This window comes from Sphingobium sp. DC-2 (assembly GCF_000722555.1).
Lineage (GTDB): Bacteria > Pseudomonadota > Alphaproteobacteria > Sphingomonadales > Sphingomonadaceae > Sphingobium > Sphingobium quisquiliarum.
Genome location: NZ_JNAC01000009.1, coordinates 61,631 through 78,820 on the forward strand (window position 1 = coordinate 61,631; position 17,190 = coordinate 78,820).

The window sequence follows — 17,190 nt, forward strand, 5'->3', positions numbered from 1 at the left end:
GGGCGCTCCGGCTGGACATAACGCGCCATAATGTCCGCTTCCACCGTTTCCGCGCGGCGCTGGAGCGCCCTCGCCCTGCTGTTGCTCGCTTTCGGGCTCTCACCCCAGTTGCGCGCGGAAACGCCGTGGACGCTGGTCAAAAGCTATCCGCACGACCCGGCCGCCTTCACCGAAGGACTATTCTTCCATGACGGCGCTTTGTTCGAAAGCACGGGGCTGGAAGGGCAATCGGAAATCCGAAGGGTCGCGCTGAAGGATGGGAAGGTGCTCGAACGCCGCGTCATCCCCCCGCCTTATTTCGGCGAAGGCATCGTCAACTGGAAAGACCGGCTGATCAGCCTCACCTGGCGGCACCGCACGGGTTTCGTGTGGAAGCTCGATGACTTTTCCCCGGTCGGGCAATTCCGCTATGAAGGCGAAGGCTGGGGCCTGACGGAGGACGGCCATAGCCTGATCATGAGCGATGGCACGGCCCAGCTCCGTTTCCTGGACCCGGAGCAGCTCACCGAGCAGCGCCGCATCACCGTGTCCTTCAACGGCCGCCCCGTGAACCGGTTGAATGAGCTTGAATATGTGAAGGGCGAAATCTGGGCCAATATCTGGTACGACAGCCGGATCGCGCGCATCGACCCGCGCACCGGAACCGTCATCGACTGGATCGACATCTCACCCCTTTACGAGGCAAGCGGCGCGAAAGACGGCGAAGCGGTTCCGAACGGCATCGCGTACGATGCCAAGGGCGACCGCCTGTTCATCACCGGCAAATATTGGGCGAAGCTGTTCGAGATCAAGGTGAAACGCGAGAGCATCGCCCGGTAGAACATGCTCCGTTCGAGCTAAGTTGTCGAAACCCTCCCGCTCCTGTCATCAACTCGCCTTCTTCCGCCGCGTCTCCCATCCCTTCTTTGCCGCAGCCGAGCGATCGGCCGCCGACCGCCGGGCAGAGGCCGCGCCGCCCTTCCGCCCGCCCTTGCGCGAAGAGACGTGCGTGTCGGGCTTGCCGCGCCCGGAACCGGACTTGTTGCCGCCGCCCGATTCCTTGTTCACCGTGGCCCAGGCCCGCCGTTCCGCCTCCTTGTGGGAAACGCCGCGCTTCTCATAACCTTCCTTAATATGCTCCGCCTTGCGCTTCTGCTTGCCGGTATAGCTGCTCTTGTCGCCCTGGGGCATGGATCATCTCCTGTGCAGTCATCGCCCTGTTCAACGTACCGTCTCGCTTCCCGTTCACTCCGCTACGCCGCCGTCACGATCGTTGCGGAACGGAACCGAATGGGCGGCGTTCCTCTGGCCATGGAGCAGCGCACCCTTATCGAAAGGCTGGCCCGCCACCTTGCCGCCGGTGATCCCGATCAGTGGCAGGGCCGGGTGGCCGACGCCGCAAGCATCCTCGCCATCATGAAGGACCCTGACGCCGATATGCGCGACGCGGGGGATGAGACGCTGTGGCGCGCCATGATCGACGCCGCGCTGCGTCAGCGCTGGCAGGTCGCTGGCGGAGAAGGCGGCGACGAAGCGCGCCCGGGCACGGATGAGGAAGGCGAATTCCGCCTCCATCCCCATGGCGTGACCGACAGCCGTGCCGAATGGGTCCATGTTCACAATCCGCAGGAGAAATCATCATGAAGGGGCTGCTGAAACTCGCGTTCCTGACAGGGCTGGGCACAGTCGCCTGGAAAAGCTGGAAAGAGCGGCAGGCGAAAGCCGCGCCTGACGACCGCGCGCCGGTGGGATCGTCGGGCATCGTGCGGGATGCAGGGCCGCAAGAACAGCATATCGACGCCCGCGATTGGGACATGGTGGACGAGCAGGTCGACGAATCCTTCCCCGCCAGCGACCCGCCCGGAAACTATCGCGGCGTCGCCTGACGCAGCCCCGGCGCTCTTGTTGCTCCACAGCGGCCGCCGCCCTATGAGGCGGTAGCTGGCGGGCGGCCGCCTGCTCTTGAACAGGGGAAGTTTATCAATGCCTTCGGGTCTGATCGCGCTGCTCGATGACGTAGCGGGAATAGCCAAGCTCACCGCTACGTCGCTGGACGACGTGGCCGCGGCGGCAGGCAAGGCCGGGTCGAAGGCGGCAGGCGTGGTCATAGACGATACGGCGGTGACGCCGCGCTATGTCATGGGCCTGACGCCCGATCGCGAGCTTCCTATCATCTGGAAGATCGCGCGCGGATCACTTCGCAACAAGCTTCTGTTCCTGTTACCGGCCGCGCTTCTGCTCAGCGCCTTCGCTCCCTGGCTGCTCCCGCCCTTGCTGATGGCGGGCGGCGCCTTCCTCTGTTTCGAAGCTGCCGAAAAGCTGTTGGAGGCGGTGCAGGGCGGCCATGATCCCGCCGAAGATGCGCTCGCCACCCATAGCTCCGCCGAACTGGAGCAGCAGAAGGTTTCCGGCGCGATCCGTACCGATTTCATCCTGTCGGGCGAGATCATGGCAATCGCGCTGGGCACCGTGGCGACAGAGCCGCTTTGGGAGCAGGCGGTTATCCTGACGGTGGTCGCCATCCTCATCACGGCGGGCGTATATGGCGTGGTCGGGCTCATCGTGAAGATGGACGACATCGGCCTGCATTTGGCCGAAAAGTCGTCCGCCACGGCGCGGACGGTCGGCCGCGGCCTTGTTCACGCCATGCCGGTGCTCATGAAAATCCTTTCGGTCGTGGGCACGGCCGCCATGCTGTGGGTCGGCGGCGGGCTGATCGTCCACGGCCTGCATGAATTTCATTGGGACCTGATCCCCGGCGCGATCCATTCAGTGGCGGAAAGCGCGGCCCATGCCTTGCCCGCCGCCGGTTCGGTGATCGAATGGGTGGTGAACGCCATCGGATCTGGCATAATCGGCCTGATCATAGGCGGCATCATCGTGGCCATCCTTCATCTGTTCAAGAAGCACTAAGAGGCCCTCCATGCCCTCGCCATGGCGGCAGGAGGCGGGCGCGCTGATGGCGCTCGCCCTGCCGATGATCGCCGGAAACATCGCCTGGGCCGGGATCGCCGCGACCGACCTGCTGCTGATCGGCGGCCTGGGCGCTCAGGCCGTCGCTGCTGGTGCGCTGGCGATCAACCTGTTCAACGCATTTCTGATCTTCGGCATGGGCCTCGTGACCGCCGCAGCCCCGCTGATCGCGGCGGAGCGCGGCCGCCGCCGCCATTCCGTGCGGGACGTGCGCCGCACCGTGCATCAGACGCTGCGCGCCGCGCTCCTGTTCGTCCTGCCCGCCTGGCTGCTGCTGTGGCAGAGCGAATCGATCCTGCTCGCCATGGGCCAGCAGCCTGAACTCGCCCATGATGCCGGACGGCTGATGCGCGGCCTGCAATGGGCGCTGCTCCCGTTCCTTGGCTTCACCACCCTGCGCAACTTCATATCGGCGCTGGAAAGGCCGGTGTGGAGCCTCGTCATCATGGCGGCAGGCATTCCGTTCAACCTGCTGGCCGGATGGACTCTGATCTTCGGTCACTTCGGCTTCCCCGCGCTCGGACTGTTCGGCGCCGGAATTGCAAGCAGCCTGTCCTCCTGCTTCCTGTTTCTGGGGCTGTTGGCCGTGATCCTGATCGATCGCCGCTTCCGCCGTTACCGCCTGCTCGGCCGCTTCTGGACCCCGGACCGGGAAAGGCACCGCGCCGTCTGGGCGCTAGGCCTGCCGATCGCGATCACGCTGGGGTTCGAAACCACCGTGTTCAATGCGTCGGCCTTCCTCATGGGCCTGATCGATCGCGATTCGCTCGCCGCGCACGCTATCGCGATCCAGATCGCCGCGCTCCTCTTCATGGTGCCGATGGGAATCGGACAAGCGGCGACCGTCCGGGTCGGAATGGCGCACGGGCGCGGAGACGCCGCCGCGACAGGGCGGGCAGGCTGGATCGCGCTGCTGCTCGGCACCGGCTTCGCCCTGGCGGCGGCCGCCCTGCTCGTCACCGTTCCCCGCCTGCTGATAGGCGCGTTCCTCGACCTGTCCGATCCTCTCAACAGCCGCACGGCCGCGCTGGCTGTCAGCTTTCTGGGGATCGCCGCCCTGTTCCAGCTCGTGGACGCCGCCCAGGCGATCGGCGCTGGCGCGCTGCGCGGCCTGCACGACACGCGCGCGCCCATGATCTTCGCGCTGCTGGGCTATTGGGTCATCGGCATCGGCATCGGCACGCTGCTGGCCTTTCCCATGGGATTGCAGGGGCTTGGCATCTGGATCGGCCTTGCGGCGGGCCTTGGCGTGGTGGCGGTGCTGCTGGTCATCCGCTGGAGCCGCCGCGATGCGCTGGGGCTGACCGCTCATCTCCCGCCCCGCTCGTCTTGAAAACCACTCCTTGCACATGGTGCGGCGCACAAAGCAATTGAACCTGCGGCGCGAATCAGTAATGACGGGCGCACCATGACTGCCCCGACGACCATTTTCGAAGCGATCGCGCTTCAGAAATGCCTGATGGCGACCTACAACAAGATGGTCGTCAAGCTGGCGCCGCACATCCTCTATACCCGCCATGACGAGATGTTCATCGACGCCGTGACGATCGAGCGGGAAGGCCGCCCGCCGCGCGAGTTGAAGCTGGGCACCTTCAAGCTCGCGGGCCTGAACGAGGTCAGCGTCATTGACGAGACGTTCGAGGCGATGCACGGCCTCTACGACGAATCCGACGTGAAATATAAGGGCGTAACCCTGTTCGCGATCGCGCCGGAAAGCGCCGCCGCCTGAGGCAGGAGGGGGCGCCCAGCCCCCTGCCCCTTATTTCTTCAGCCGGTATCCGGTCTTGAACATCCAGCCGATCACGGCCAGGCACACAAGCAGCATGGCGGTGATGAACAGCAGGCTATATTCGATCCCCACATCGCCCCGGCCGAAAAAGGTCCAGCGAAAGCCCGAGATCAGGTAGACGATCGGGTTGAACAGGGTGATCGTGCGCCAGGGTTCGGCCAGCATGTGGATCGAATAAAATGCGCCGCCCAGGAAGGTCATGGGCATGATCAGCAGCAGCGGAATGACCTGCAACTGCTCGAAACTCTGCGCCCATATGCCCAGGATGAAACCGAACAGGCAAAAGCTGACCGCGATCAGGACCATGAATGCGATCATCGCGAACGGGTGCATGACATTGACGTCGACGAACAGGTGCGCCGTCGCCAGGATGATGAGGCCGACGATCAGCGACTTGGTCGCCGCCGCGCCGACATAGGCGATCACCGTCTCCCCCGCTGAGATGGGCGCGGACAGCAGTTCGTAGATGGTGCCGCTGAACTTGGGCATGTAGATGCCGAAGCTGGCGTTGAAGATGCTTTCGGTGAACATCGACATCATGATCAGGCCTGGCACGATGAAGGCGGCGTAGGGAATGCCGTCAATCTGCGTCATGCGCGATCCGATCGCCCCGCCGAACACGACGAAATAGAGCGATGTGGTGATGACCGGCACCAGCAGGCCGGTCAGGAGCGTGCGGCTGAACCTGTGCAGTTCGAACCTGTAAATGGCCCAGATGGCGCGATGATTGAAATGGCTCATGCCGCCTTCTCCTGATGGACGAGGCTGACGAAGATGTCCTCCAGACTGCTCTGCTGCGTATTGAGGTCCTTGTACCCGATGCCAAGGTCGCCCAGCCGCCGCAGCAGCGAGGACACGCCGGTCCGCTCGGCCTGCGTGTCGAACACATATTCGATCTCGCACCCCTCGCCGTTCAGCGACAGGTTCCATTCGGACAATTCCGGCGGCAGCGCGTGCAACCGGTCGCTCAGCGTCACGGTCAGCGTCTTGCGGCCGAGCTTTTTCATGAGGGCCGTCTTGTCCTCGACCAGGATCAGTTCGCCCTTGTTGATCACGCCGACCCGATCGGCCATCTCCTCGGCTTCCTCGATATAATGAGTGGTCAGGATGATGGTGACGCCGGTCTGCCGCAATTCGCCGATCAGTTTCCACATATCGCGGCGAAGCTCGACATCGACCCCGGCCGTCGGCTCATCCAGGAACAGCACGCGCGGCTCATGGCTCAGCGCCTTGGCGATCATGACGCGGCGCTTCATGCCGCCTGAAAGCTCCAGCATCTTGTTGTGCCGCTTGTCCCACAGCGACAGGTCGCGCAGCACCTTTTCGATATAGGCATCGTTGCGCGGCTTGCCGAAAAGGCCGCGCGAAAAGCGCACCGTGTCGATGACCCGCTCAAAGGCGTCGGTGTGCAGTTCCTGCGGCACCAGTCCAATCGCCGCGCGCGATTCGCGATAGTTTCGCACGATGTCATGCCCGGCGACGGTCACCGACCCGCCGCTGGCCCGCACATTTCCGCAGATGATTGAAATCATCGTCGTCTTGCCCGCGCCGTTGGGGCCAAGCAGCGCGAATATCTCCCCCTCTTCTATCTCAAGATCGACGCCTTTCAGCGCCTGAAAGCCCGACGCATAGTTTTTCGTCAGGCCGGAAACCGTTATGATCGACGCCATGCGTGGATAAGCCCCTTTCTTTGCTGGCGAAGATAGGGGACGAACGGCGCGGCGCAACCGGAAGGCTATTCGCCCCGGCGGAAAAAGCGAAAAACCGTCGCCGGGGGGAAGTTGCGCACCGTCTGGCCGACCCGTTTCACGTCCAGGTTCAGCGCGTCCAGCACGTCCCGGCTCACCGGCGGACGGGGTGAATAGGTGAACTGGATGAAGCCGCCGCCCGGACGCAGCATGCGGAACGCCTCGGACAGGATATCCGAATGCATGTGGCGATCCATGGCAAGCAGCGGAAGGCCGCTGACGATCGTCTGATACTGCCCCGCTTCGCCAACGGCGACGGTGGACACGATCTGCGCCGGCGTTTCCAGCACGGACACGGCGGGAAAATGCCGCCGCAGGCCGCGCGCAAAGGCCGGATTGATCTCCACGACTTCCAGCTTTTCGGGCGGTAGTCCGGTTTTCAATATGGCGCGCGTGAACACCCCGGTGCCGCCGCCCAATTCCATGACCCTGCCGTCAGTGGGATCGATATGCGCGACCATCAGCCTTGCCAGAAAGCGGCTGCTGGGCACGACCGAGGCGGTCTGCCGGGGCTTCTTCACCCAGGCTGCCAGAAAATCGAGATATTCCGTTGCGCGTGCGCGAAATTCGCTGTTGGGCAGAGCAATGGCCCGGCTACGCTTGGGCTTATGTTGCATGAGCGAAAGGCAACCGTCCTCTTGTCATGGCGACTCCCTTAGCGGGGTGGAAGCGCGGCGTCGATTGGCTTTAGCATTTCGCCGCCGCCTGCCGGTAACAGGCGCGGTATAGAAGCCCGGCTGTATTTCCCTTGCGCCCGATCGTCCAATTTGATGAAAATCGGTGCGTTCACCGCGCCCGGCTGACGCTCTGCCGATGATTTTAACGGAGCTTACTCAACATCTTAGCTTGTTGCCGCAGGTTCATGCAACCTCCCCCAATATCGGCGGGTTCAAACCAGCAATCATCTTTCTGGAGGAGAAAATATGCGTAAAGCCGTACTCGCCCTGGCCGCCGTTTCGATGGCCATTCCCGTTTCCATGGCAGTGCCGACCGAAGGCGCCCAGGCGCGGAAACATTATCGTTACAAGGAATGGCGCGGGCGCGACGGACGCACCTATTGCCGCAAGTCCGATGGCACGACCGGCCTGATCATTGGCGGCGTCGGCGGCGCGCTGCTTGGCCGTACGATCGATACGCAAGGCGACCGGGCGACCGGCACGATCCTGGGCGCAGCGGGCGGCGCGCTGCTCGGCAAGGAAATCGACAGCAAGCGCCGCTGCCGCTGATGCAAAAAGGCGGCTTCCCCACGGAAGCCGCCCCGATCCTTATCGGAGAATAAGGCGTTACTTGCCCGAAGCGCCGCGCGCTTCTTCCACCTTGAACGCCACCGGCACGCCGCCGGACGTACCGGAAACCTTGCCATTCTTGACAGCGAGGTTGAAGGCGACCGCATCGGGATAGCGGCGGCCCGAAATCACCTGGCCCGTCTTCGTGTCGCGCACGTCATAGACGTAGGTATAACCTTCGTGCGTGAACCGCTGCTTGCCTTCTTCGGCAGAAGCCGGGGCGGCGGCGGCAACAATGGCGCTCACAGCGCCAGCAACAAAAATCTTCGACAGCATTCGCATGGTTTTGCTCCTTGTGAATGCCGATCAAACACCCCTGATCTTCTGTTCTGTTGAGGCCAGTCTATGTTCGCTGCACCGCAGCGACAATCGCAAGTGACGGCAGGGTAATTGCGTCCCGCGCAATCATCCCCTGGCGCTGATCACGCCTTCGCCAGCGCCAATATGTGCCGGAACTCCGCCTCGCTGAGCGGCGAGACGGACAGCCGCGACTGGCGGAGCATCACCATGCCGGACAAGGCGGGATCGGCCTTCATCGTCTTCAACGTCACAGGTTTGGGCAGCTTTTCCTTCGGGGCGACATGCACGGCGATCCACTTGCCGGTGTCGTCCGTGCTGTCGGGCGCCGCCTCCTCGACAATCTCCATCACGCCCACCGCTTCGACGCCGATATTACTGTGGTAGAAGATCGACAGGTCGCCCTTGCGCATGGCCTTCATGTTGAGCTGGGCGGCGTGGTTGCGCACCCCGTCCCACTCCGCCTTCCCCTTTTCGACCAGATCGTCATAGGAAAAAACGTCCGGTTCGGATTTCATCAGCCAGTAGTTCATGCCGCCTCCTTGCATCAGCCTGCCGGGCCGATCAAGGATGCCGTCGGCCAAGCGGAGTGAACAGGGTGCCCCATAGAGAAACGGACCAGCTGCCCATCCTTTCGATGACCGGCATGGCGGAAGGCGACTTCGCCGGGGCACTGGGCGAGTCCTTCCAGCGGTTCGGCTTCGCGATGGTCCGCGACCATGGCATGGACGAAGCGCTGATCGACCAATGCTGGGCGCTGTCCCGCCGCTTTTTCGACCTGCCTCTTGAAGTGAAGCAGCGCTACGACGCCGCTTCCAATGGCGGGCAGCGCGGCTATACCGCCTTCGGCCGGGAAATCGCGAAGGGCGCGAACGAGAACGACCTCAAGGAATTCTGGCATATCGGCCGCGACCTGCCCGCCGGGGAGGCCCTAGGCCATGCGATGCCATCAAATGTCTGGCCGGAGGAAATCCCGGAGTTTCGCCCCGCCTTCACTCGCCTCTACGCCGGGTTCGACCGCGTCGGGCGCAGGCTGCTGTCGGCGATCGCCCTTCATCTGGGGCTGGACTCCCGCTGGTTCGAAGGCCCTGTCCGCAATGGCAATTCGATCCTGAGGCTGCTGCACTATCCGCCCGTGTCGCCCGCCGCTGCGGGCATCAGGGCGGCCGCGCATGAGGATATCAACCTCATCACCCTGCTGCTCGGTGCGGAAGAAGGCGGGCTTGAGCTGCGGGACCGTGCCGGTAACTGGCTGCCCGTGGTGCCGCCCAGGGGCGCTCTGGTGATCAATGTGGGCGACATGCTGCAACGGCTTACCAACCACCGCCTGCCCTCGACCAGCCATCGCGTCGTCAATCCGCCGCCGGACCGGCGGGGCGTGTCCCGCTATTCCATGCCCTTCTTCCTGCACCTGCGCCCCGATTTTCTGATCGAGCCGCTGGCGCAATGCGTGGACGAGGCGCACCCGCGCCGCGACCCGCCGATCACCGCGCATGATTATCTGATGGAGCGGTTGCGCGACATCGGCCTGGTGAAGGCCTGACGGCGCAGCGCCTTACTTCCGCCCGCGCCCAAGGGTGATGCCGATTTCCTCACCCCTTTCGCTCAGCGCCAGCTTGATGATCTTCACGTCCACATGCAGCACCTTGTCGTCCTGAAGGAAGATGGTGTCGATGATATGGTCCGCGACCGCTTCGATCAGTGTGAAATGCTGCCCTTCCGGCAGAGCGGCGGTAGCCGCATGCTTCAGGTCCATATAGTTTTTCGACCGGGACAGCGGCGTATCGGGCGCATAATGGTCCGCCACTTTCAGCCGGGCGCGGATGGAAATGCGCAGCGGCTGCGGCAGATGCGTCTCTTCCGAATAAATGCCGGTCAGGACATTCACATCCAGATGATTGACCTCCAGCGTCAGAAAATCGTCAAATGCGCTGTCCATAGCCTTCCTGCGGCGGGCGACCGCCAGTTTGCGCTTTAAATTTCCGAAGCAGGCGTTAAGGCCGCCGCTCCCGGCGCGGTCCATGCGCCATTGATGGCGGATCGGCAAGACGTGTCTCGCATTGTGCCCTTGAACAACGTGCCGCCGCAGGACATCGAGCGGTTGCTCGACGCCGCTTTCGGAACGGACCGGCATGGGCGCACCGCCTATCTCATCCGCGACGGCATGCCCTGGCTGCCCGCCCTGTCGGTCGCCATGCTGACCGAAGGCGGAGAGTTGGCGGGATCGCTGCAATGCTGGCCTGTCGCGCTCACCAGAAGCGATGGGTCGCAGAAGCCGCTGATCATGGTCGGCCCCGTCGCCGTGGCCCCCCAATATCAGGGGACGGGGCTTGGCCGGGCGATGATGGACGCGGTGGTCGCCACCGCCCGCACATGCGGGACGGAGCCGCTGATGATGATCGGCGACCCTGAATATTATGGCCGCTTCTGGGGCTTTTCGGCGGAAGGCACCGCAGGGTGGAGCTGCCCCGGCCCCTATGAGCCGCGCCGCCTGCTCGCCCTGCCGGTCGACGGATCTCAGGTCGACGGTCAGGGGATGCTAGGACCCCGGCGTTCACCCGCGATCTGATTTCCCTTTTGCCTTCGGGCGTGCTCGATCCTATCTCGGCGCCATGCCGATGGAACCGCCGCCCGATCTTTCCAGCCTGTCGTTGACCGACATTGCGCGCCTTCTCGCGGAAAAGCGTCTGCCGCCGGTCGAACAATGGAATCCCGATCATTGCGGCGACAGCGAAATGCGCATCGCCCGCGACGGCACCTGGTTCCATCAGGGTTCGCCGATCGGGCGGGAAGCGATGGTGCGGCTTTTTTCCACCATCCTGCGGCGGGAACCGGACGGCTCTCATGTGCTCGTCACCCCGGTGGAGAAATTGTCGATCGAGGTGGAGGACGCGCCGTTCCTGGCCGTCGAGTTGAAAAGCGAGGGGGAAGGAGGCGCAAGGGCGCTCGCCTTCCGGCTGAACACGGGCGATCTGGTCGCGGCCGGGCCGGAACATCCCATTCGTGTCCGCGAAACGGCCGATGGGCCGCACCCCTATCTGCATGTGCGCGGCGGGCTGGAAGCGCTGGTGTCCCGCAGCGTCTATTACGAGCTTATGAACCTTGCGCTGGAGGAAGGCGCCGACCCCGTTGGCATCTGGAGCAATGGCGCGTTCTTCGCGCTGGACGGGTCGCAATGATGCTGGCGGACCGGCTGCGCGCCGCGCTGACGGAAGGGCATGCGCGCGACATCGGGATCGGCCTGTCGGACACGCGGGACCCCCGCATCCGGGAGGATATGGTGCTTGCGCCCGCCGCCGTTCTCGTCGCCATCACCGACCGGCCGGAACCGGGCCTGATCCTGACGCAGCGAGCGGCCTCGCTGCGCAAGCATGCGGGCCAGGTCGCCTTTCCCGGCGGCCGCGTGGATGAAGGCGATGCAGACGAAACCGCCGCAGCCCTTCGCGAGGCGCAGGAGGAGATTGGCCTGCCGCCCCGGCTGGTCGATATCGTCGGCACGTCGGACCGCTATCATACCTTCACCGGGTTCGACATCATCCCGGTCCTGGGCGTCATCCCGCCCGATCTCCCGCTCACGCCGCAGGCCAGCGAGGTGGCGGAGTGGTTCGAAGTCCCGCTCTCCTACGCGCTCGACCCGGCCAACCGGCTGAGGAAGCCGATCGAGTTCCAGGGCGAGCAGCGTCATTTTTACGAGATCATATGGGAGGACAAGCGCATCTGGGGCATCACTGCGGCGATCCTCGCCAATCTTTCGCGGAGGCTGAACCTTGGCCGCCTTGCTGCCTGACGCCGAATGGCGCCATCGCCCTGGACTCGACGGCCTGCTGACCGCGCTGGAGGCCGGGGAAGGCCGTGCCCGCTTCGTCGGCGGCGCGGTGCGGGACGGACTTCTGGTCCTGCCGGTCAGCGACCTTGATATCGCGACGGTCCTGGAACCCGCCGCCGTCGTCGACAGGTTGAAGACCGCCGGGATCAAGGCCGTGCCGACCGGCATCGACCATGGCACCATCACCGCCGTGATCTCCGGCTGGCCCGTCGAGATCACGACCCTTCGCCGCGACGTCAGCACCGATGGGCGGCGCGCGACCATCGCCTACACCAGCGACTGGCGCGAGGACGCGTCCCGCCGGGACTTCACCATCAATGCGCTCTATGCCGATCCGTTTAGCCGCGAAATCACTGACTTTTTCGGCGGCGTCGCCGATCTGGAGGCGCGCCGCGTCCGCTTCATCGGCACAGCGCGGGAAAGGATCGCGGAAGATCATCTGCGCATCCTGCGCTATTTCCGCTTCCTGGCGCGCTTCGGCCGGGACGAACCGGACGCGGAGGCCTATGACGCCTGCCGTGCCGCCGCCAACAGCCTGATGGCCCTGTCGCGGGAACGGATCGCGGACGAACTGCTGAAACTGCTGGCGGTGCAGGACCCGGTCGCTTCCCTCGCCTTGATGGTGGACGGCGGCATATTGGCCCCGGTGCTGCCGGAAATCGACCGGAGCGGGATCGATCGCCTCGCGGCGTTGATCCTGCGTGAGCGCGGCGCGGAGACTGATCCTTCCCCGCTCCGCCGCCTCGCCGCCCTGCTGCCGCCTGATGCCCGCGTGGCGGAAAATGTGGGCGCCCGGCTCAAGCTGTCGAACAAGGCGCGCAAGCGGATCATGCTCGCGCTCGAACCGCACGCAACGGCTATGCCGCCACGCGCGCTGGCCTTTCGTATCGGGGTGGAGGGCGCGATCGACCAGATGCTGCTCGACCCGCGCCGCCCGCTGGAGGACATCCATGGCATCAGAGACTGGGTCCCGCCCCAGCTTCCGATCGGCGGCGGCGCGCTCATTTCACGCGGCCTGCCGCCCGGCCCCGATGTGGCCAAAGCCTTGGGCGAGGTCCAGCGCCTCTGGGTGGAGGAAGGCTTTCCCGACGCCCGGCGCGTCGCGGAAATCGCCGATCAGACCGTTTCGAAATTCCAGCGCGCGCGCCAATAGTCGAACGCTTCGGCCTCCGGCATCGGGCGCGCGAAATAAAAGCCCTGGCCATAGCCGCAGCCCATCTTCTGCAACGCGTCGGCCAGTTGCTGCGTCTCGATCCCCTCGGCGGTCACCGCCAGATTGAGCGATTCGGCCAGAGACAGGATCGTCCTGACGATCGCGCCCTTGTCTCTGTCCTCCAGCATCGTCGACACGAAGCTGCGGTCGATCTTCAATATGTCGATTGGCAGGCTGTGCAGGCTCGCCAGGTTGGAATAGCCGGTGCCGAAATCGTCCATCGCGATCAGCATCTGCAAATCCTTGAGCGCGAACAGCAGTTTGCGCGCCTTGTCCGGGTCGGCGATGATCGCGCTCTCCGTGATCTCCGCCGTCAGGCGATCGCCCGCTATGCCGGAATAACGCAGCGATTCCTCGAACATCGATGCCACATCGTCCCGCGCCATCTGGATCGGCGACAGGTTGACGTTGACGCCCACCGGCAGCCTCTGCCCGAATTTCGCGTCCCAGCGGCTCAGCGCCTGCGCGGCCTCATAGGCGGCCCAGCGGCCCAGCGGCGTGATGAGGCCGCTTTCCTCGGCCACGGCGATGAACTCCACCGGCGACACATGACCCAGGTCGGGATCTTCCCACCGCGCCAGCGCTTCGAAACCGTTGACCTCGCCCGTGGGGAGATGGATCAGCGGCTGGAACGCCAATGTCAGCCCCCCCTGCGCCAGCGCGGTGCGCAAGCGGCTCTCAATCGAAAAGCGCCGCTGCGCTTCCTTCAGAACGCCGTTGCGGTAGATTTCCACCTTGCCGCTGCGCTTGGCGATCTTGACCGCGGCCTGCGCCTTGCGGACCACATCGTCGGGATCATCGTCCAGGCTGACGGACAGCGCGCAGCCGATGGCGCAATCCACCCGGATTTGCAGGTCGCTCAGCCGGACCGGCGAATTCAGCGCATCCTTGATCCTCTGAACGATATGAAGGCAATCGGACAAGCCATTGTTCAAGCGGGCGAATATCGCGAAGTCATTGCCGCCGATGCGGGCGAGGACATCCCCCTGCCGCAGGCTGGACTTCAAACGCTTCGCCACCGTGATCAGCAGTTCGTCGCCCGCCATGGGCCCAAGCGATTCATTGACCCGGCTGAACCGGCTGAGGTCGATCGCGATAATGCCGAACTGGCCATTTTCCAGCCACGCGCCGTTCGCCAGCCGGTCTTCTATTTCCTCGCCGAAACCCGCGCGATTGGGCAACGCGGTCAGACCGTCCGACAATAGCTCGCGGCGCAGGTTCCGCTCGATGATGCGATCGTTCGTTCGGTCCAGCGCCGTGAACAGGATCAGGCTGGCATCTTCCTCATGCCAGGGCAGCAGGCCGACCGTGCAGCAGAAATATTCCGAACCCAGCACGCCATTGCGCCGCAATTCGAAAAAGCTGGTGGGCTGGCCAGCCGTCGCCTTTTCGATGATACGCTCACGCCATTCTTCGGCATGGGGCGGTTTGTCGGCCGGATCGACATTTTCAAGAAAGGTGCGAAAGAAACAATCATTCACAACGACGAGCGATAACTGATTGTCGCGAAGATATAAAATTGCGGCGGGATAGGGGATCGCCCCGACCCACTGCTCCTTTTCCGCCATGTCGGGCAGATGCGTGCGCGCGAACCCCACAAGGGGGTCCTCGTTCAGGCTTTCATTCAGCCCGATACGCGCGGGAGTAGATTCCATACCACTCCTTAAAGCGGCAATTGGTAAATTTTCGGGAAATACTATGCTTTATTTCAATCGGATGTGGGGGATTTATACATTCGATCAAAAGCGGTTGTCACGCGGGAACCCAACCGGCGGCATGCGTCCGGCAGCGCCCCTCGCCACGCGCCAGGGCGTCATGTCGCTTTCCGTGCGGGTCCGGCCGCTGTCTCCGCCCATCGCCCAGCTAAGCCCGTCCGCCAGGCGGAACGCCACCGCATCGGACAATCCGCCGTCGCGATAGCGCTGCATCTGCACCCCCTGCCCCCGCGCCATCCGCGGCATTTCTATCAGGGAAAAGACCAGCAGCTTGCGATTTTCACCGACGACCGCGATGCTGTCCGCTTCGGGGGGGATGGGTTTGACGACGGAAAGCCGCGCGCCTGTGCGGACGTTCACCACCTGCTTGCCCTTGCGGGTTTCCGCGATCACATCCGACATCGCCGCGACAAAGCCGCGCCCGTCCGACGACGCCAGCAGCAATTCGCCGCCCGCGCGCGCAGGCAGAAGCGTCACGATCTGCCCCTGATCGTCCATGTCGACCAGCGACCGCACGGGATCGCCAAAGCCCCGCCCGCCCGGCAGCTTGTCCGCCCCCAGGGTGAAGATGCGCCCGGCGCTGGTGGCCAGCAGCAGCTTGTCGGTCGTCTGCGCGTGGAAGGCGATCATCGGGCCGTCGCCTTCCTTGAACTTCAGCGTATCGGCGGACGCCAGGTCGCGATGGCCGCTCATCGCCCGGATCCAGCCGCGTTCGGACAGGATGACGGTGATCGGCTCCCGCTCGATCATCGCCTCCAGCGGGATTTCGCGCGCCGGCGCGGCTTCCTCAACCAAGGTACGCCGCTTGCCGAAGTCCGTGTCGGGCGAATAGCGCTTGCGCAGTTCCGCCAGATCCTTCTTCAACCGCGTCCGCTGGCGGGTGGGGCTTTCGACCAGCTTCGTCAGCTCCTCCCGCTCTTTCAGAAGCTCGGCATGTTCGCGCCGCAGTTCCATCTCCTCCAGCTTGCGCAGGGACCGCAGCCGCATGTTCAGGATCGCTTCGGCCTGCCGGTCGGTCAGCTGGAATTCCTCCATCATCACCGCCTTGGGTTCATCCTCGGTGCGGATGATCTCGATCACCCGGTCGAGATTGAGATAGGCGATGATATAGCCGTCGAGCAGTTCGACCCGCGCCGCGATCTTGTCCAGCCGGTGGCGGGCGCGCCGCACCAGCACGTCGATCTGGTGCTTGAGCCACTCGATCAGCACCGGCTTCAACCCCAGCACGCGCGGCGTGCGCGTCGCGTCCAGCACGTTGAGGTTCAGCGGAAAGCGGTTTTCCAGGTCCGTCAGCCGGAAAAGGCTGTCCATCAGCACATCGGGGTCGACGGTGCGGGCGCGCGGTTCGATGACGATGCGGATTTCCGCGTCGCTCTCGTCCCGCACATCGGCCAGGATCGGCAGCTTCTTGTCGTTGATGAGCGCGGCGATCTGCTCGATCAGCTTGGATTTCTGCACCTGGAAGGGGATCTGCGTGACCACCGCGACCCAGGTGCCGCGCCCGCCATCCTCCTTGTGCCAGCGCGCGCGGGTACGGAACGATCCCCGCCCCGTCGCATAAGCCTCCGATATGATGGAGGGACTGTCCACCAGGACGCCGCCTGTCGGAAAGTCCGGCCCGCGCACGATCTGCATCAGGTCGGCATGTTCGGCATCGGGATTGTCGATCAGCAGGCTGGCCGCGTCGATCAGTTCGGACACATTGTGCGGCGGGATGCTGGTCGCCATGCCGACCGCGATGCCGCTCGCGCCATTGGCCAGCAGGTTGGGGAACAGGCCGGGAAAGACCTCAGGCTCCTCATCCTCGCCATTATAGGTCGGGCGGAAATCGACGGTCCCCTCGTCCAGCCCCGCCATCAGGTCGGCCGCAGCCTGCGTCAGCCGCGCCTCGGTATAGCGCATCGCCGCTGCATTATCGCCGTCGATATTGCCGAAATTGCCCTGCCCATCGACCAGCGGCGTGCGGAGCGAGAAATCCTGCGCCAGCCGCACCATCGCATCATAGACGGACGTGTCGCCATGCGGGTGATATTTGCCGATGACATCGCCGACGACACGCGCGCACTTCTTATAGCTGGTGGTGTTGCGCGCCGGATTGGCGGCCAGCACGTTGGGCGGAGCGCCAGCCGGTTCCATCCGCAGCAACCGCATCGCCCATAGCAGGCGCCGGTGCACCGGCTTCAACCCGTCGCGCAGGTCCGGCAGCGACCGCGCCGTGATGGTGGAAAGGGCATAGACGAGGTAGCGCTCGGAAAGCGCATCGTCGAAAGGGTGATCCTTGATAGCGTCGAACGGGTCGCGAAAATCGGTCATCGAAAATCGGAATAGCAGCGCAACGGAAAAACGGAAACGGGGATTGAAGCT

21 protein-coding genes are annotated in these 17,190 nt (G+C 64.2%); 12 read left to right on the top strand and 9 right to left on the bottom strand.

Annotation, left to right across the window (positions count from 1 at the left end):
- The first annotated feature begins 30 nt into the window (after positions 1–30).
- On the top strand, positions 31–819 hold the full coding sequence (locus ET21_RS0102115; protein ID WP_081856567.1) for a glutaminyl-peptide cyclotransferase: 789 nt from the start codon (positions 31–33) through the stop codon (positions 817–819).
- 48 nt (positions 820–867) lie between these two features.
- Here ET21_RS0102115 and ET21_RS0102120 read toward each other — a convergent pair whose 3' ends face one another.
- A complete protein-coding gene (locus ET21_RS0102120) occupies positions 868–1,170 on the bottom strand; it encodes a hypothetical protein (RefSeq protein WP_030538400.1) in 303 nt (100 codons plus the stop codon).
- A 120-nt stretch (positions 1,171–1,290) separates the two neighbouring features.
- Between ET21_RS0102120 and ET21_RS0102125 the strand changes: the two genes are divergently transcribed.
- From ET21_RS0102125 to ET21_RS0102145, 5 genes are all read left to right on the top strand, one after another.
- Positions 1,291–1,623, top strand: a complete 333-nt coding sequence (locus ET21_RS0102125) for a hypothetical protein (RefSeq protein ID WP_030538401.1) — start codon at positions 1,291–1,293, stop codon at positions 1,621–1,623.
- Entirely contained in the window at positions 1,620–1,865 is a 246-nt protein-coding gene (locus tag ET21_RS0102130) for a hypothetical protein (protein WP_030538402.1), read from the top strand. The genes ET21_RS0102125 and ET21_RS0102130 overlap by 4 nt, the downstream gene beginning before the upstream one ends.
- 97 nt (positions 1,866–1,962) lie before the next feature.
- On the top strand, positions 1,963–2,892 hold the full coding sequence (locus tag ET21_RS0102135) for a DUF808 domain-containing protein (protein ID WP_030538403.1): 930 nt from the start codon (positions 1,963–1,965) through the stop codon (positions 2,890–2,892).
- A gap of 10 nt (positions 2,893–2,902) precedes the next feature.
- Complete coding sequence (locus ET21_RS0102140; protein ID WP_030538404.1) at positions 2,903–4,285, top strand: MATE family efflux transporter; 1,383 nt, start codon at positions 2,903–2,905, stop codon at positions 4,283–4,285.
- 75 nt (positions 4,286–4,360) lie between these two features.
- Complete coding sequence (locus ET21_RS0102145; protein WP_021239276.1) at positions 4,361–4,681, top strand: hypothetical protein; 321 nt, start codon at positions 4,361–4,363, stop codon at positions 4,679–4,681.
- A 30-nt stretch (positions 4,682–4,711) separates the two neighbouring features.
- On the opposite strand, the gene ET21_RS0102150 is transcribed toward ET21_RS0102145, so the two are convergent.
- From ET21_RS0102150 to ET21_RS0102160, 3 genes are all read right to left on the bottom strand, one after another.
- A complete protein-coding gene (locus ET21_RS0102150; RefSeq protein WP_021239277.1) occupies positions 4,712–5,482 on the bottom strand; it encodes an ABC transporter permease in 771 nt (256 codons plus the stop codon).
- Positions 5,479–6,411 (bottom strand): ABC transporter ATP-binding protein, encoded by a 933-nt coding sequence (locus ET21_RS0102155; RefSeq protein ID WP_021239278.1) that lies wholly within the window; start codon positions 6,409–6,411, stop codon positions 5,479–5,481. Before ET21_RS0102155 ends, ET21_RS0102150 begins: the two co-directional genes overlap by 4 nt.
- A gap of 65 nt (positions 6,412–6,476) precedes the next feature.
- On the bottom strand, positions 6,477–7,106 hold the full coding sequence (locus ET21_RS0102160) for a class I SAM-dependent methyltransferase (RefSeq protein WP_030538405.1): 630 nt from the start codon (positions 7,104–7,106) through the stop codon (positions 6,477–6,479).
- A 306-nt stretch (positions 7,107–7,412) separates the two neighbouring features.
- On the opposite strand from ET21_RS0102160, the gene ET21_RS0102165 reads away from it, so the two are divergent.
- A complete protein-coding gene (locus ET21_RS0102165) occupies positions 7,413–7,715 on the top strand; it encodes a glycine zipper 2TM domain-containing protein (RefSeq protein ID WP_021239280.1) in 303 nt (100 codons plus the stop codon).
- 57 nt (positions 7,716–7,772) lie between these two features.
- Here the strand turns inward: ET21_RS0102165 and ET21_RS0102170 are convergent, their stop codons facing one another.
- Together ET21_RS0102170 and ET21_RS0102175 are read right to left on the bottom strand one after the other, a co-directional pair.
- On the bottom strand, positions 7,773–8,051 hold the full coding sequence (locus ET21_RS0102170) for a hypothetical protein (protein ID WP_021239281.1): 279 nt from the start codon (positions 8,049–8,051) through the stop codon (positions 7,773–7,775).
- Positions 8,052–8,197: 146 nt separating this feature from the next.
- On the bottom strand, positions 8,198–8,605 hold the full coding sequence (locus ET21_RS0102175; RefSeq protein ID WP_030538406.1) for an EVE domain-containing protein: 408 nt from the start codon (positions 8,603–8,605) through the stop codon (positions 8,198–8,200).
- 104 nt (positions 8,606–8,709) lie between these two features.
- Here ET21_RS0102175 and ET21_RS0102180 point away from each other — a divergent pair, with 104 nt between their 5' ends.
- Complete coding sequence (locus ET21_RS0102180) at positions 8,710–9,615, top strand: isopenicillin N synthase family oxygenase (RefSeq protein ID WP_051767926.1); 906 nt, start codon at positions 8,710–8,712, stop codon at positions 9,613–9,615.
- A 12-nt stretch (positions 9,616–9,627) separates the two neighbouring features.
- Here the strand turns inward: ET21_RS0102180 and ET21_RS0102185 are convergent, their stop codons facing one another.
- Entirely contained in the window at positions 9,628–10,011 is a 384-nt protein-coding gene (locus ET21_RS0102185; protein WP_021239284.1) for a dihydroneopterin aldolase, read from the bottom strand.
- A 93-nt stretch (positions 10,012–10,104) separates the two neighbouring features.
- Here ET21_RS0102185 and ET21_RS0102190 point away from each other — a divergent pair, with 93 nt between their 5' ends.
- The 4 genes from ET21_RS0102190 to ET21_RS0102205 are packed head-to-tail and all read left to right on the top strand — an operon-like array spanning position 10,105 to position 13,051.
- The gene (locus tag ET21_RS0102190) at positions 10,105–10,641 is read left to right on the top strand and encodes a GNAT family N-acetyltransferase (protein ID WP_193378957.1); all 537 of its coding nucleotides are present in this window, start codon (positions 10,105–10,107) and stop codon (positions 10,639–10,641) included.
- Positions 10,642–10,684: 43 nt separating this feature from the next.
- Positions 10,685–11,251, top strand: a complete 567-nt coding sequence (locus ET21_RS0102195) for a DUF1285 domain-containing protein (RefSeq protein ID WP_030538409.1) — start codon at positions 10,685–10,687, stop codon at positions 11,249–11,251.
- On the top strand, positions 11,248–11,859 hold the full coding sequence (locus ET21_RS0102200) for a CoA pyrophosphatase (protein ID WP_030538410.1): 612 nt from the start codon (positions 11,248–11,250) through the stop codon (positions 11,857–11,859). Before ET21_RS0102195 ends, ET21_RS0102200 begins: the two co-directional genes overlap by 4 nt.
- Positions 11,840–13,051: a CCA tRNA nucleotidyltransferase gene (locus ET21_RS0102205; RefSeq protein WP_030538411.1), complete on the top strand. Its 1,212-nt coding sequence runs from the start codon at positions 11,840–11,842 to the stop codon at positions 13,049–13,051. The genes ET21_RS0102200 and ET21_RS0102205 overlap by 20 nt, the downstream gene beginning before the upstream one ends.
- Here ET21_RS0102205 and ET21_RS0102210 read toward each other — a convergent pair.
- Together ET21_RS0102210 and parC are read right to left on the bottom strand one after the other, a co-directional pair.
- On the bottom strand, positions 13,015–14,679 hold the full coding sequence (locus tag ET21_RS0102210; RefSeq protein WP_237751470.1) for a bifunctional diguanylate cyclase/phosphodiesterase: 1,665 nt from the start codon (positions 14,677–14,679) through the stop codon (positions 13,015–13,017). The two genes, ET21_RS0102205 and ET21_RS0102210, sit on opposite strands and share 37 nt — an antisense overlap.
- A gap of 171 nt (positions 14,680–14,850) precedes the next feature.
- Positions 14,851–17,139: a DNA topoisomerase IV subunit A gene (parC, locus tag ET21_RS0102215; RefSeq protein ID WP_030538413.1), complete on the bottom strand. Its 2,289-nt coding sequence runs from the start codon at positions 17,137–17,139 to the stop codon at positions 14,851–14,853.
- Between the last annotated feature and the right edge of the window lie 51 nt (positions 17,140–17,190).

Coding starts and splice junctions, on each gene's coding strand:
- ET21_RS0102115 (WP_081856567.1), top strand. CDS start 31: ATGTCCGCTTCCACCGTTTCCGCGCGGCGCTGGAGCGCCCTCGCCCTG.
- ET21_RS0102120 (WP_030538400.1), bottom strand. CDS start 1,170: ATGCCCCAGGGCGACAAGAGCAGCTATACCGGCAAGCAGAAGCGCAAG.
- ET21_RS0102125 (WP_030538401.1), top strand. CDS start 1,291: ATGGAGCAGCGCACCCTTATCGAAAGGCTGGCCCGCCACCTTGCCGCC.
- ET21_RS0102130 (WP_030538402.1), top strand. CDS start 1,620: ATGAAGGGGCTGCTGAAACTCGCGTTCCTGACAGGGCTGGGCACAGTC.
- ET21_RS0102135 (WP_030538403.1), top strand. CDS start 1,963: ATGCCTTCGGGTCTGATCGCGCTGCTCGATGACGTAGCGGGAATAGCC.
- ET21_RS0102140 (WP_030538404.1), top strand. CDS start 2,903: ATGCCCTCGCCATGGCGGCAGGAGGCGGGCGCGCTGATGGCGCTCGCC.
- ET21_RS0102145 (WP_021239276.1), top strand. CDS start 4,361: ATGACTGCCCCGACGACCATTTTCGAAGCGATCGCGCTTCAGAAATGC.
- ET21_RS0102150 (WP_021239277.1), bottom strand. CDS start 5,482: ATGAGCCATTTCAATCATCGCGCCATCTGGGCCATTTACAGGTTCGAA.
- ET21_RS0102155 (WP_021239278.1), bottom strand. CDS start 6,411: ATGGCGTCGATCATAACGGTTTCCGGCCTGACGAAAAACTATGCGTCG.
- ET21_RS0102160 (WP_030538405.1), bottom strand. CDS start 7,106: ATGCAACATAAGCCCAAGCGTAGCCGGGCCATTGCTCTGCCCAACAGC.
- ET21_RS0102165 (WP_021239280.1), top strand. CDS start 7,413: ATGCGTAAAGCCGTACTCGCCCTGGCCGCCGTTTCGATGGCCATTCCC.
- ET21_RS0102170 (WP_021239281.1), bottom strand. CDS start 8,051: ATGCTGTCGAAGATTTTTGTTGCTGGCGCTGTGAGCGCCATTGTTGCC.
- ET21_RS0102175 (WP_030538406.1), bottom strand. CDS start 8,605: ATGAACTACTGGCTGATGAAATCCGAACCGGACGTTTTTTCCTATGAC.
- ET21_RS0102180 (WP_051767926.1), top strand. CDS start 8,710: ATGACCGGCATGGCGGAAGGCGACTTCGCCGGGGCACTGGGCGAGTCC.
- ET21_RS0102185 (WP_021239284.1), bottom strand. CDS start 10,011: ATGGACAGCGCATTTGACGATTTTCTGACGCTGGAGGTCAATCATCTG.
- ET21_RS0102190 (WP_193378957.1), top strand. CDS start 10,105: ATGGCGGATCGGCAAGACGTGTCTCGCATTGTGCCCTTGAACAACGTG.
- ET21_RS0102195 (WP_030538409.1), top strand. CDS start 10,685: ATGCCGATGGAACCGCCGCCCGATCTTTCCAGCCTGTCGTTGACCGAC.
- ET21_RS0102200 (WP_030538410.1), top strand. CDS start 11,248: ATGATGCTGGCGGACCGGCTGCGCGCCGCGCTGACGGAAGGGCATGCG.
- ET21_RS0102210 (WP_237751470.1), bottom strand. CDS start 14,679: ATGGCGGAAAAGGAGCAGTGGGTCGGGGCGATCCCCTATCCCGCCGCA.
- parC (WP_030538413.1), bottom strand. CDS start 17,139: ATGACCGATTTTCGCGACCCGTTCGACGCTATCAAGGATCACCCTTTC.